Annotated in this window: 13 protein-coding genes; all 13 read left to right on the top strand. The window is 25.1% G+C overall.

Annotated elements, in window-relative coordinates; genetic code table 11:
- The 13 genes from ABCP60_RS05625 (at nucleotide 1) to smc (ending at nucleotide 12,984) form a co-directional block, all read left to right on the top strand.
- Nucleotides 1–2,430: a PAS domain-containing sensor histidine kinase gene (locus tag ABCP60_RS05625; protein ID WP_343101448.1), complete on the top strand. Its 2,430-nt coding sequence runs from the start codon at nucleotides 1–3 to the stop codon at nucleotides 2,428–2,430.
- Between the two features lie 57 nt (nucleotides 2,431–2,487).
- Nucleotides 2,488–3,339 (top strand): shikimate dehydrogenase, encoded by an 852-nt coding sequence (gene aroE, locus ABCP60_RS05620; RefSeq protein WP_343101447.1) that lies wholly within the window; start codon nucleotides 2,488–2,490, stop codon nucleotides 3,337–3,339.
- A gap of 16 nt (nucleotides 3,340–3,355) precedes the next feature.
- Entirely contained in the window at nucleotides 3,356–3,703 is a 348-nt protein-coding gene (locus ABCP60_RS05615; RefSeq protein WP_166505834.1) for a hypothetical protein, read from the top strand.
- The gene (locus ABCP60_RS05610; protein ID WP_166505833.1) at nucleotides 3,687–4,193 is read left to right on the top strand and encodes a hypothetical protein; all 507 of its coding nucleotides are present in this window, start codon (nucleotides 3,687–3,689) and stop codon (nucleotides 4,191–4,193) included. The genes ABCP60_RS05615 and ABCP60_RS05610 overlap by 17 nt, the downstream gene beginning before the upstream one ends.
- Before the next feature lie 19 nt (nucleotides 4,194–4,212).
- Nucleotides 4,213–4,635 (top strand): hypothetical protein, encoded by a 423-nt coding sequence (locus ABCP60_RS05605; RefSeq protein WP_166505832.1) that lies wholly within the window; start codon nucleotides 4,213–4,215, stop codon nucleotides 4,633–4,635.
- Nucleotides 4,625–5,143, top strand: coding sequence for a hypothetical protein (locus ABCP60_RS05600; RefSeq protein WP_166505831.1), 519 nt, complete (start codon nucleotides 4,625–4,627; stop codon nucleotides 5,141–5,143). Before ABCP60_RS05605 ends, ABCP60_RS05600 begins: the two co-directional genes overlap by 11 nt.
- Nucleotides 5,140–5,646, top strand: coding sequence for a shikimate kinase (locus tag ABCP60_RS05595; RefSeq protein WP_092924510.1), 507 nt, complete (start codon nucleotides 5,140–5,142; stop codon nucleotides 5,644–5,646). Before ABCP60_RS05600 ends, ABCP60_RS05595 begins: the two co-directional genes overlap by 4 nt.
- Before the next feature lie 54 nt (nucleotides 5,647–5,700).
- Nucleotides 5,701–6,138: a type II 3-dehydroquinate dehydratase gene (aroQ, locus tag ABCP60_RS05590; RefSeq protein WP_092924512.1), complete on the top strand. Its 438-nt coding sequence runs from the start codon at nucleotides 5,701–5,703 to the stop codon at nucleotides 6,136–6,138.
- Between the two features lie 206 nt (nucleotides 6,139–6,344).
- Nucleotides 6,345–6,902 carry an elongation factor P gene (gene efp / locus ABCP60_RS05585; protein ID WP_092924514.1) on the top strand — a complete coding sequence of 186 codons (558 nt, stop codon included), beginning with the start codon at nucleotides 6,345–6,347 and terminating at the stop codon, nucleotides 6,900–6,902.
- Between the two features lie 89 nt (nucleotides 6,903–6,991).
- Complete coding sequence (locus ABCP60_RS05580) at nucleotides 6,992–7,423, top strand: CD1247 N-terminal domain-containing protein (RefSeq protein WP_092924516.1); 432 nt, start codon at nucleotides 6,992–6,994, stop codon at nucleotides 7,421–7,423.
- 194 nt (nucleotides 7,424–7,617) lie between these two features.
- A complete protein-coding gene (rnc, locus tag ABCP60_RS05575; protein ID WP_092924518.1) occupies nucleotides 7,618–8,319 on the top strand; it encodes a ribonuclease III in 702 nt (233 codons plus the stop codon).
- A gap of 13 nt (nucleotides 8,320–8,332) precedes the next feature.
- Nucleotides 8,333–9,403 carry a radical SAM protein gene (locus ABCP60_RS05570; protein ID WP_092924520.1) on the top strand — a complete coding sequence of 357 codons (1,071 nt, stop codon included), beginning with the start codon at nucleotides 8,333–8,335 and terminating at the stop codon, nucleotides 9,401–9,403.
- An 8-nt stretch (nucleotides 9,404–9,411) separates the two neighbouring features.
- Complete coding sequence (smc, locus tag ABCP60_RS05565) at nucleotides 9,412–12,984, top strand: chromosome segregation protein SMC (protein ID WP_343101446.1); 3,573 nt, start codon at nucleotides 9,412–9,414, stop codon at nucleotides 12,982–12,984.
- The last annotated feature ends 26 nt before the right edge of the window (nucleotides 12,985–13,010 follow it).

Raw genomic sequence — 13,010 nt, 5'->3', positions numbered from 1 at the left:
ATGCATAAATATATTAATATACTTACAGTTTCAATACTTCTTGCAATGTTATATGTAGTATATTCTAAATATATTTTACATAAAAGCAAGAAAGATATTATTGTTTTAAGTATGATAGTTGTTATTATTATATCAAAAGCAAAGGATATATCACAGGGAAGCTTGAGCAACTTTTATATGATTGCTCAAGTATTAATCCTGATTAGCGTATGTGAAAATAATATCAACAAAAAAATAAATAATTTAATATTTATTAGTTTTATATTGTTACTTACAACACTGATAGACAATAAAATTGGTTTATATAATATTTTGGTAACTGGTTTTATAAGTACGATGATTTTTTATGAAATCATAAAATTAACAAGAAGAAAAAGTATTAGTAAGATAACTGTTATATTTATTACTTTTATATACTCAAGTATTTTGTTAAGCCTATTGGTTGAAAAAGAGAATGTATTACTATATAGGAGTATTATAGATATAATTGTATACTTGTACATGTTCAAAAATATAGTAAATTCATATATAATAATTGAACATAATAGAGTATGGAAAAAGAAAAAAATGTTTAAAAAAGGTAACAAAAATATTAGTTTATACAATAAAAAGTTAGAACAAAATAAATATATAACAGCTAAGTTAGAAAAGAATTTAGAGAATAAAAAAGAATTAATTAAAGAAATTGTAGGAGAAGAAGATAGGTGTATATTTATAATAGATTCTAATGGATGTATATTGAGTAAAGATGATAATTTCCTTAGAATTTGGAATAAATATAAAGTGCATAAAGAAAAATTAACGATAGATGAATTTTTAAGAGATAATATAAAAGATAAATTGAATTTTATAAATAGTATAGAAAAAACAAAAAAACATAGTACAGAAATTAAAAGTGATATAAAGAGCAAGGATGGAAGATTTTTTAAAGTTACATTTACACCAATTAAATTTAATAAAAATGAAAGTATCATATGTTCCTTTAAAGATATAACTTACAATAAGAAAAATGAGATAAAGACCGATGAAAACAATATAAAGTACGAAAAAATAATAGAAACTATACCATATAATATACTAATAACAGACAATAATAATATTTTATATAATAGTAAAGATAATGGTATAGATTTTAATGAAAAAGAAATAAAAAGGATAGTTCTAGAGGATTCTATAACAGGAGAAATATGTTATTCTTCTATGGGAAAAAAATCTTATATGAATATAGATAGAACAAGTTTTAAAGATGGAGATACACATAAAAATTTAGTTGTTATAAAAGATATAACAGAGTATAAGGAATCTATTGAAAAATTAAAATTGAGCAAAGAAAAGTATAAAACATTTGTTAATATAATACCAGAAGGTATATATTTAGCAGACTATAGACAGAAAAATATAATATATAAAAATTTAGCATTTACAGAAATATCCGAAAATATAAGTCTAGAAGAAGATATACTACTAAATAATGATATATTAATAGCATCAAATAAAAACAACGAGGAGGTAGTTTTTAAAAGAAAAGATGTTTTAACTTGTAAGGGAGAAGAGTTAAACTTAGAGGTTGGGAAAAAATTAATAGAAATTAATAATGAAATCAAAGAAATCGGAATAGTAAGAGATATAACAGAAAGTGTAAATATAGAAAATATTGAAAGAGAAATAGAAGCTAAAAAAATTGCTAATAAAATAAAAACTGAGTTTTTCGTTAATATGTCTCATGAGTTAAAGACACCTCTAAATGTAATATCATCATCGATTCAGCTATTAGAGTATATATATAAAGATAAAATAGAAAAAGAAATAAGTAAGGAGTTAAATAATTCTATAAGTATTATCAAAAAGAATTCTTATATGCTGATGAACTTAATTAACAATGTAATAGATTTAGCTAAGTTAGAATCTGAGTTTCATGAAACTAATGTGAATTGTTATAATATAGTTACGTTAATAGAAGAAACTTGTGAGGAGTTTAATAAATATTTATTAGAAAATGATATAAACATAGTATTTGATACTAGTGAGGAAGAGATTGTATCAAGAGTAGATGATGACGATATAGAGAGAGTTATATTAACTTTATTATCTATAGTTATAAGGTATTCTTGTTCAAATAGTACAATTTACGTTGATTTGGATAGGAAAGGTAATAAAACTAATATAAGTATTAGAAATAAAGATAAATATAATCATTATAAATATATAAATGATAAATATAAATCAGCTATAGATATAGGGTTTAAAGTTACAGAGAATATTTTAGAACTTTATAATGGTGACATAAGTGTAAATAGAAATAATCGAAATGGTATAGAAATCAATTTAAACATAGAAAGCGATTTAGATATATGTGAATATAAAGAAAGAGGGAGCAAAAAGTCAGAAAACTTTATATATACAGAGTACTTAAGAATGTGCAATTTTTAAATATAAATGTATAGTTTAATAGTTAAATGACAATAAAGTTAGATAGGAGATAATATCATGATAAATTCAACAACAAAATTAGTAGGTCTTTTAGGTCATCCAATTAAGCAAAGTTTTTCGCCTAGTATACACAATTATTTATTCAAAAAATATAATCAAAATAATATATATTGTTGTTTTGATGTAAAAGAAAGTGATTTAGAAGAAGCTGTAAGAAGTATTAAGACCTTAAATATGAGAGGTTGTAATGTAACTATTCCTCATAAGGTAAATGTAATGAAATTTTTAGAAAATATAGACAAAAATGCAAGACTTATAGGTGCTGTAAATACTATAAAAAATGATGAAGGTTTTTTAACAGGTTATAATACTGATGGGCTTGGATTTGTAAAGTCTATATTAGATAAAGGGTACGACCTTAATAATAAAAAGATAATGATCATAGGTGCTGGAGGGTCAAGTAGAAGCATAGCAGTTCAGCTAGCATCTAATAAAGTTAAATCTATAGAAATAAGAAATAGAAGTATTCAAAAAGCTATGGAGATCAGTGAGATTATAAGAGATAATTTTAAAATTGCTTCTACATATTCAAACAAGACTATAGATAAAAATGATATAGAAGATATTGATATATTAATAAATACCACTCCAGTTGGTATGGAAAGCAATGAATGTCCTATTGATGAAAGTATTCGTGTAAAAGGAGATTTATTAGTATGTGATATCGTATATAAGCCACAAAATACTTCTTTTATAAAGTGGGCAAAGTCAAATAATTTAGATGTAGTATATGGAATTGATATGCTTATAAATCAAGGATTAGAGGCATTTTACATATGGACAGGTATAAAACCAAGTAAAGAGGATGAGTTATACCTAAAAGGACTTTACTATGATCAAGTAGATTAATGTAAAGGAGTAACTATTGATAAAAAAAAGAGAAGGATTTATTTTAGTTGAAAGTATAATTAGTATATCTATAATAGGTATAAGTATGTATATTATTGCTACAACCTTACAAAATAGTAATGGATTAGTTAGTTGTAGCAATAAAAAATTTGAAATGCTTGAGATAGCTAGAAAGAATATAGAATATACAAAACTTCATATAGAAAATGATGAAGAAATAGCATATGAAAATAATGAAAAAGGATATAAGATAAAAACAACAATAGAAGAAGAAAAAGATTATTATAATTGTTATAAAATAGAAGTAATAGTTCAAAGTGATTATGATAGTATAAACCTTATGTCTTATGTTACGAAAAAGTAAAGGATCTATACTAGTAACAACTGTAATAATCTTTTCTATTGTAATAATATTAGCCATGACTTCTATAGGAGTATCCTATAATAATTTAAGTATATTTAACTTAGATTATAAAGATGAAACATTAAAACAACATAGCTATGGTGCTATGGAAGTAGTACATAGTAATATACTAAGAGAAGTTAATTTAATAAAAGAATATGCTATAGATGAAGATGATTTTTACACTTCTTTTAGTGGATTAAGTTTTATAAATAATATAAAAGACATATCAAAATGTAAGATAAAAAATGTAATCGTATCTATTCCATCAAGGATATCGATAAATAGAGAGGAAAAATCTGTAGATTTTGAGATACTCATAACAATAAAGGATGGGAATTATATAAAAAAATTAAAATCAAAAGTTAAAATATTAAATCCATTTAATGAGGATTTATCTATAGATGATAAAACCGATATAGTAAAATTATATAATTACAAGGAGATTTAAAAATGAAAAGAGAAGGAATGTGACCTTGGTAGAACTTGTTGTATGCATAAGTATAATGATTTTAGTATCAACATTATATTTTTTTTATGATAATCTAGATAAATATTACATCAACTCATTTACGAAACAATTAGCAGTAGATATTAGATATGTAAGAAGAGTAAATATGCTCGGAGACCTAAGCACATACATATACTATGATCTAAATAACGAAAACAAATCTTATATATTAAAATCTAAAGGTGAAATAAAAAAAGAAGTGTCACTACCCAATGAAACGAAGATAGAATATGGGGAAAGTAAAATAATATTTAGAACCGATGGTTCTCCAGATCGTAGAGGTCAAACTATAAGAGTTTATAAAGGAAATATTAAAAAAGAGATAACAATAGTACCAATTAGCGGAAGAGTCTTATTGAAAGAAGGTAAGTATGAAACGTAAGAAAGGATATTTACTTTTAGAAAGCGTAATATCAATAACTTCTATAGTCATAATAATAAGTTTACTTTATTATATACTTATATTTTCAAATAATATAAAAATGAAAATAGAAGATAGTGTTGAATTACAACAACAAGGAAATGAAGTATCTAAATATATAAAAGAAGCAATACAAAACTCTAAATATATTATTAACTACGATAAAAACAATGAGCTGAAAAGTGTAACATCAATAAAATGTAAGTACAAAGAAAATGATAATAAATTAAAGGATAAAGAAATATTTCTAAATAAAAATTCAAATAAAATTTTTATAAGGACATTAGATGTATATGGAAACAGTGAAGGTGGAGGTTATGAAGTTGGAGATTATATAGATAATATGTATATATCAACAGACTATGATGGTAAAATAGCTAATATAAAACTAGAGTTGTCAAAAAATAATACTAACCTAGAAAAAGAATTTACTGTAAATATAATAAATTTTGAGGGAGATAATAAATGAGAGTTGTAATAATTGGTTTTATGGGTAGTGGGAAAAGCGTAGTAGGAAGAAAACTAGCTAAAGAGTTAAAAATGGAATATGTTGACATGGATACTAAAATAGAAGAAATAGAAAAAAGGTCTATAACTGACATATTTAAAGAAGATGGAGAAGTATATTTTAGAAATGTAGAAACGAAACTACTAAAAGATCTTACGACTGAGGATAATATAATAATTTCAACTGGTGGAGGTATAGTAAGTAAGAATGAAAATATAGATATATTAAAAAATGAACAAAATGTAATTTTATTAGATGCAAGTGTAAGTACGATTAAAAAAAATGTATCAAATGAAATAAACAAAAGACCTTTATTAAAAGAAAGCAAAGATGTAGAAGAAACTATAAAAACATTACTTTCAGAAAGAATTGATAAGTATAATAAGGCATCTAATATAAAAATAAATGTAGATAGTAAAAATATAGATGAAGTGGTAAGCGAAATACTTGTTTATATTAGATAATATGTGATATTATTAATAGTAGAAAAGTTTGTAATCGTATAGTCGGGGGTATTTATGAAATTTTTAGTAATTAATGGTCCAAATTTGAATATGTTAGGTAAAAGAGAAAAAGGAATTTATGGTGAAAGAACAATAGATGACTTAAAAGATTATATAAAAAAGGAATGTAAGATTATAGATGAAAATATAGTTGTAGATTTCTTTCAGAGTAATCATGAGGGAGATATAATTGACAAAATACACGAAGCTAACACTTTGTATGATGGAATCGTTATAAATCCTGGCGCTTTTACTCATTATAGCTATGCTATTTATGATGCGATAATGTCTGTACAATTAGATGTAGTTGAAGTTCATATATCTAATGTTCATAAAAGAGAAGAGTTTAGACAAAAAAGTGTGACAGCAAAAGCATGTATAGGACAAATATCAGGTTTTGGATTTGATAGTTATATATTAGGCATAAATGCACTTATAAAAAACAAGGGCTAAAAGTAGTTATAAACTTAATTTTTTTAATATAACTTGACAAGATTGCAAGAGTATATATAATTGAAAAAGGTATGGTGATAATATATACATATATAGATAAATACAATAGAAGTATTTGCCTAAGATTAAAAATAAACTTTTGATTATAATATATAATAAAAAGTATCACCACAAAATAATAAATTTATTTTTATGGAGGGACCAAAATGGTATCAGCAAGTGATTTTAGAAAAGGTGTAACATTTGAAAAAGACGGACAACCATGTTTAATAGTTGACTTCCAACACGTTAAACCAGGTAAAGGTGCAGCTTTCGTAAGAACTAAATATAGAAACTTAAAAACAGGAGCTATAAGAGAAGAAGCTTTCAACCCAAGTGATAAATTCCCTAAAGCTCATATAGAAACAAGACCAATGCAATACTTATACAATGATGGAGAATTATATTACTTCATGGATCAAGAAACATTTGATCAAATACCTTTAGATTATGTACAAGTTGAAGAAGCTATAAAATTCTTAAAAGAAAATGAGGTTGCTACAATAAGATTCTACCAAGGACAAGCTTTCCAAGTTGAAGCTCCTAACTTTGCAGAATTAGAAGTAACTGAAACTGAACCAGGAATAAAAGGAGACACAGCTAGTAACGTAACTAAGTCAGCTACAGTTGAAACTGGAGCTGTTGTTCAAGTTCCATTATTTATAAATGAAGGTGACAAGATAAAGATAGATACTAGAACTGGTGAATATTTATCAAGAGTTTAATAATTTATGTATAAAAAGCTTGTATATCTTAATAATAAAGATATACGGGCTTTTAATTTTATACTTACAAAAGAAGGAGAGGGTTACATATGAAATACCTATTTGAAGAAGTTGCATACCTAAAAGGATTAGCTGAAGGGATGGACATAAGCTCTGAAAGTAAAGAAGGAAAAATAATACATAAGATAATAGACGTTTTAGATAGTTTTGCAGATGCAATAGTTGAATTAGATGAAGAGCAAGCAGATTTAACTGAGTATGTTGAATCTATAGATGAAGATTTATGTGATATAGAAGATGATATATATAGTGATTCAGAAATAGACGAAGATGAAGAAGGGGACCTTAGCTTTATAGAAATGGAATGTCCAAATTGTAAAGACTTAGTAGAAGTAGATGAAGAACTTCTATATGATGATGAGGTTGATATCGTTTGTCCAAACTGTCAAGGAATAATACTATCAGCAGACGATGAAGATTGTATGTGTATTAATTGTTGCGATGATATAGATGAAAATTAGTTAGATTAATATAAGATTGCCTATGAGTTATTAGAATATCTCATAGGCTTTTCTTTTTAAAATATATTATAAGGAAACTATAAATTTAAAAATAAGTGTGAATATTAAAGTAGACAAGTAAATTTTTTATTTTGCAATACTTGTTGAAAAATAGTACACTATAATCTAGAGATAATTAACTCGGAGGTAATAAAATGAAGTTAAAAAAAGATATATTAAAGAATATAGATGAGTTTGAAAATATAATAGAATATAAATTTAAAAATAAAGAGTATATATTAGAAGCTTTAACTCATAGTTCGTACTCAAATGAAAATAAGGAGTATGATTTTAATGAAAGACTTGAGTTTTTAGGAGACTCTGTCCTAAGTATAGTAGTAAGTGAATATTTATTTAAAAAAGAAAGAAATTTACCAGAAGGAGAATTAACAAAGTTAAGAGCAAATATAGTTTGTGAAGAATCTTTAAGTGAAGCAGCAAATGAGATAAATCTAGGAATATATATGTTGCTAGGAAAAGGAGAAGAAGCTACTGGTGGTAGATATAGAATGTCTATATTAGCAGATGCTTTTGAGGCTGTAATAGCTGCAATATACTTAGATGGAGGATTAGAACCAGCTAGGGTATTTATACTAAAATACATGGAAGGAATAATCTGTGATTCAAGAAAAGGTAAAATATTTAGAGATTATAAGACTCACCTTCAAGAAGTTTTACAAGGAAAAGGTGAAAGTAATATATGGTATAGATTAGTAGATGAAAAAGGACCAGATCATAATAAAAGATTTATAATGGAAGTTGGAATAAATGAAAGAGTCTTAGGTGTTGGAGAAGGAAAAAGTAAAAAAGAAGCAGAGCAAATAGCAGCTAAAAAAGCTCTACAAGTAACAATATAAAGGATGATGAAATATGAAAAGAAGAATAATACCTATATTTGTTCCTCACAGAGGATGTCCTCATGATTGTATATTTTGCAATCAAAAAAAGATAACAGGTGTTAGTACAGATATAACTAGCTCTGACGTAAGAAATATCGTAGAGGAATATCTAGAAACAATTGATAAAGATGCAATTGTGGAGATTGCTTTCTTTGGAGGAAGTTTTACTGCTATAGATGTTGATATACAAAGAAATTTATTATCTGTAGCTAAAGAGTATGTAGACAAAGGTTTAGTACAGGATATAAGAATGTCAACAAGACCAGACTGCATAAGTCAAGAAATATTAGATATGTTAAAAGAGTATAGTGTAAGTATAATAGAACTTGGAGTACAGTCTTTAGATGAAGATGTATTAAGAGATAGCATAAGGGGCCATAATGCAGAACAGGTATTTAAAAGTTCTAAATTAATAAAAGAAAATGGTATAAACCTAGGACTTCAGATGATGGTAGGTCTACCTTCAGATACAGAGGAAAAATGTATAAATACAGCTAAAAAGTTTATAGAACTTGACCCATACTGCGTAAGAATTTATCCTACTCTAGTTGTTAAAGAGACAGGTTTAGAAGATTTATTAAATAGAAAGCAATATAATTCATTTTCTTTAGAAGAAAGTGTTGATATTGTTAAAAAGCTTTTAGCTTTATTTTATGTCAATAATATAAATGTAATAAGAGTTGGACTCCAAGCTACTGATGATATACAAATAGGAAAAGCTGTAGTTGATGGTCCATATCATCCAGCCTTTAGAGAATTAGTAGAAGGGGCTATGATAAAAGATTATTTAGAAAGTATTGTTATAGAAAATAAAGCTACAAGTAAAATAGTAGTAAATACTAATAAAAAGAACATATCAAAAATAATAGGTAATAAAAAGACAAATACTAATTATTTAAAAGAAAAATTAAACATAATATTAAAAACAAAAGAAGCTAATATTGATTTAGATAGCTTAGAAATAGTAATAGATGATGAAAAAGTAATTAAAACTAGTTTTAAAGATATATATATAAAATTATGTAATATTTATAACCTTTAGTTTTATTATTGAAGGGAGAGACGAAGTTGTATTTAAAGAGGTTAGAATTGAAGGGATTTAAATCCTTTCCAACTAAAACAGATATATTATTTAATCAAGGGATAACTGCAATAGTAGGTCCAAATGGAAGTGGTAAAAGTAATATATCTGATGCTGTTAGATGGGTACTTGGAGAACAGAGTATAAAAAGTCTAAGAGGAGACAAATTAGAAGATGTAATATTTGCAGGAACTGATACCAAAAAAGCAATGAACTACTGTGAAGTTTCGTTAACTATAGATAATTCTGAAGATAAATTAAATATAGATTTTAGTGAAATAACTATAAAAAGAAGAGCATATAGAAGTGGAGAAAGTGAATTCTTTTTAAATAATAAACCTTGCAGACTTAAAGATATAAAAGAATTACTTTTAGACACGGGTATAGGAAAAGATGGATACTCAATAATAGAACAAGGTAAAGTAGATGAAATACTTAGCAATAATCCTGTAAATAGAAGAAAAGTATTTGATGAAGCTTGTGGAATATCAAAGTTTAGATATAAAAAACAAGAAGCTGAGAGAAATTTAAAAAATACTAAGGAAAATTTAGAGAGAATAGAAGATATCTATATAGAAATAGAAAATCAGCTAAAACCACTATTTTCTCAACAGGAAAAAGCTAAAAAGTATATAGAACTTAATGATAAATTAAAGACTATAGAAGTAAATAGCTATATAAAAGAAATAGATTTACTAGAAAAAGATTTAAATGAAGCGCTAAAACACAGTAAACTATTAGAAGAACAAGCTATAGAAACTAACAACCAAAAGGTAAAGTTAGAAAATAACTTAAATGAAACATCTAAAGAAGTTGAAGATATAAGTGAGAATATAAATAAATCGATAGATTATATAAACAGTATAAAAAGTGTTATATCTCAGAAAGATGCTCAATTAAATCTTATAAATGAAAAAATTAAAAATTTAAATGAAAGTATATTAAAAAGTGAAAATGAGTTAAGTGAAATAGGAAATAAAATATCTTCTAATGAAAATTTAATTAAGGATTTAGAGATAAATAAGATAGAAAAAGAGAATACAATAAAGTCTCTAACTGAAGATATAGATTTATTGGATAAAAATAATTTAAGTAAAAAAGAAAGTATAGAAAAGGTAAATAGTAAAATAGAAGGTTTAAAAGATGGGATAATAAACCTTTTAAATAAAAAACAAGAATCTAGTAATAGATTGTCAACACTTAGTGCCAATATGGAGAATATAAATTCTCGTGATAAATCTATAGACTTAGAGATTAGTGAAGTAAAAAGTGATTTAAATGAAAAATTCACAGAACTAAATGATATTAAACTAAATGTTAGTCAAAAAAATGCTGAATTAGAAAAATTAAAGCTAAAGGAATTGGAAAATAAAAATACTTTAGAAGAGCTTATAAATCATAGTAAAAAATTAGAAAAGCAAATTCAAGATGGTAACTATAGTATAAACAATTATAATTCTAAGCTTAATATTTATATAGACATGGAAAATCATAATGAAGGATTTAATAAAGGTGTAAAAGAAGTATTAAAAAATAAATCTTTAAAAGGTATACATGGAGCTTTAGGACAAGTTATCACAACTAGTGAGAAATACGAAAAAGCAATAGAATCTGCACTTGGTGCATACTTACAAAATATAATCACTAGTGATGAAAATAGTGCCAAGATAGCTATAAACTATTTAAAGAAAAATAATCTAGGTAGAGTAACATTCTTACCTCTAAATACAATAAAAGCAAATAAGATAAACCCAAGTACTATAAAAAGTAATACTAAATTTATAGGCATAGCTAGTGATTTATTATCTTATGATGAAAAGTATAAAAATATAATAGAAAATATACTGGGAAGGACTATAATAATAGATAATATAGATGAAGGTATAAAGTTTGCAAGAGAAACAGGTCATAGATATAAAGTTGTTACTTTAGATGGAGAAATATTAAATCCAGGAGGGTCATTAACTGGAGGTAGTTTCAAAAATAATACAAGTATATTATCTAGAAAAAGACTTATAAATGAATATTCTCAAAAACTTGAAGATGCTAAAAAAGAAACAAAAGAATTTATTAAACAGAAACAAGAAAAAGATAATAATATATCAACAAAGAAAAATGATATTTTAAAAATAGAAGAAGAAGTAAAAGAGTTAGAAAAAAATATTATAATAGAAAGTTCTAAATTAAATAGAGTAGAAGAAGAAATAAAAAATATAAATATAAGTATTAATAAACTACAAAATGAAAAAGATGGACTTATTTCGAATTTAAAATATACTAAAGATAAATTAGATATAGTTAAAATTGAAATAGAAAAAATGGACAAAGAGCATGAAGAAAATAAAGAAACCATAGAAAAACTAAGCTTAGAATTAAAAAAATCAAATGACTACTATGAAAAAGATAGAGAAAAGCATGATAATCTAAATCTAAAATTAGTTAAGGATAAGCAAGTTTTAGAATCTATATATGCAGATATTAAAAGAATAAAGAATGAAAATGAAGAACTAAGACTTAAAAAAGGCAATATAGAAAAATCTATAGAAAATCAAAATATAGAAATATCTAAGCTTAGAGAAGAGACAGTAATAGAAGAAACAGAAAAAGTTAGCTTAAATAAACAATTAAGCGACAACAGTAGAAATCTAGAAAATAGAAAATTAGCAAAAGAAGATCTAAAGCAAAAACTAGAAGAACATAATAAAAATCTTAAAATCATAGATAGACAGTATATAGATTTAAAAGAAAGTTTATTTAAAGTAGAATCTAAAATAGATAGAATAAAAGTTTCTAAAGAAGATTATATAAACAACTTATTTGAAAAGTACGAGTTGACTGTAGCTGATGCTATGAATATAAAAGATACTAGCATTGAAATTGATAAAAAGAAATTAGAATCTTTAAAAAGAGAAATAAGGAATTTAGGTAATGTTAATATAGATGCCATAAAAGAATATGAAGAAGTTAAAGAAAGATATGACTTCTATAGTGAACAAAAACAAGACCTAGAGCAATCAATAGAAGCTATAGAAAATCTTATAGAAGAACTTGAGAGTAATATGAAAACTGAGTTTAAAGTCAAGTTTAATGAAATAAATGATAACTTTAAAATGGTTTACAAAAGACTATTTGGTGGAGGACGAGGAGAACTTATAATATTAGATGAAAAGGACATATTAGAAAGTGATATAGAAATAGTAGCACAACCACCAGGAAAGAAAATGAAAAACCTAAATTTATTATCAGGTGGAGAAAAGGCACTTACAGCTATAAGTATATTATTTTCTATATTACTTGCAAAACCTACGCCGTTTTGTATATTAGATGAGATAGAAGCCCCATTAGATGATGCTAATATATTTAGATTTGGTGAATTTTTAAAAGAACTATCTCAAGACACTCAATTTATATCAGTTACACATAGAAGAGGGACTATGGAGGCATCAGATTACATATATGGTGTTACTATGCAGGAAAAAGCAATATCTAAAGTTCTTAGCTTAAAGCTAAATGAAGCAGAAAAAATGACTGATATAATATAAAAGGATTAGTTAAAATCATATTTAGG

The sequence above is a fragment of the Romboutsia sp. MSSM.1001216sp_RTP31141st1_G3_RTP31141_220114 genome, assembly GCF_039031195.1.
In the GTDB taxonomy this organism is placed as follows: Bacteria; Bacillota; Clostridia; order Peptostreptococcales; family Peptostreptococcaceae; genus Romboutsia_C; species Romboutsia_C hominis.
Note: the sequence above shows the minus strand (reverse complement) of the source record. Positions and strands in the feature narration are given on the sequence as shown.

Coding starts and splice junctions, on each gene's coding strand:
- ABCP60_RS05625 (WP_343101448.1), top strand. CDS start 1: ATGCATAAATATATTAATATACTTACAGTTTCAATACTTCTTGCAATG.
- ABCP60_RS05610 (WP_166505833.1), top strand. CDS start 3,687: ATGTTACGAAAAAGTAAAGGATCTATACTAGTAACAACTGTAATAATC.
- ABCP60_RS05600 (WP_166505831.1), top strand. CDS start 4,625: ATGAAACGTAAGAAAGGATATTTACTTTTAGAAAGCGTAATATCAATA.
- ABCP60_RS05570 (WP_092924520.1), top strand. CDS start 8,333: ATGAAAAGAAGAATAATACCTATATTTGTTCCTCACAGAGGATGTCCT.
- ABCP60_RS05595 (WP_092924510.1), top strand. CDS start 5,140: ATGAGAGTTGTAATAATTGGTTTTATGGGTAGTGGGAAAAGCGTAGTA.
- rnc (WP_092924518.1), top strand. CDS start 7,618: ATGAAGTTAAAAAAAGATATATTAAAGAATATAGATGAGTTTGAAAAT.
- efp (WP_092924514.1), top strand. CDS start 6,345: ATGGTATCAGCAAGTGATTTTAGAAAAGGTGTAACATTTGAAAAAGAC.
- ABCP60_RS05580 (WP_092924516.1), top strand. CDS start 6,992: ATGAAATACCTATTTGAAGAAGTTGCATACCTAAAAGGATTAGCTGAA.
- aroQ (WP_092924512.1), top strand. CDS start 5,701: ATGAAATTTTTAGTAATTAATGGTCCAAATTTGAATATGTTAGGTAAA.
- aroE (WP_343101447.1), top strand. CDS start 2,488: ATGATAAATTCAACAACAAAATTAGTAGGTCTTTTAGGTCATCCAATT.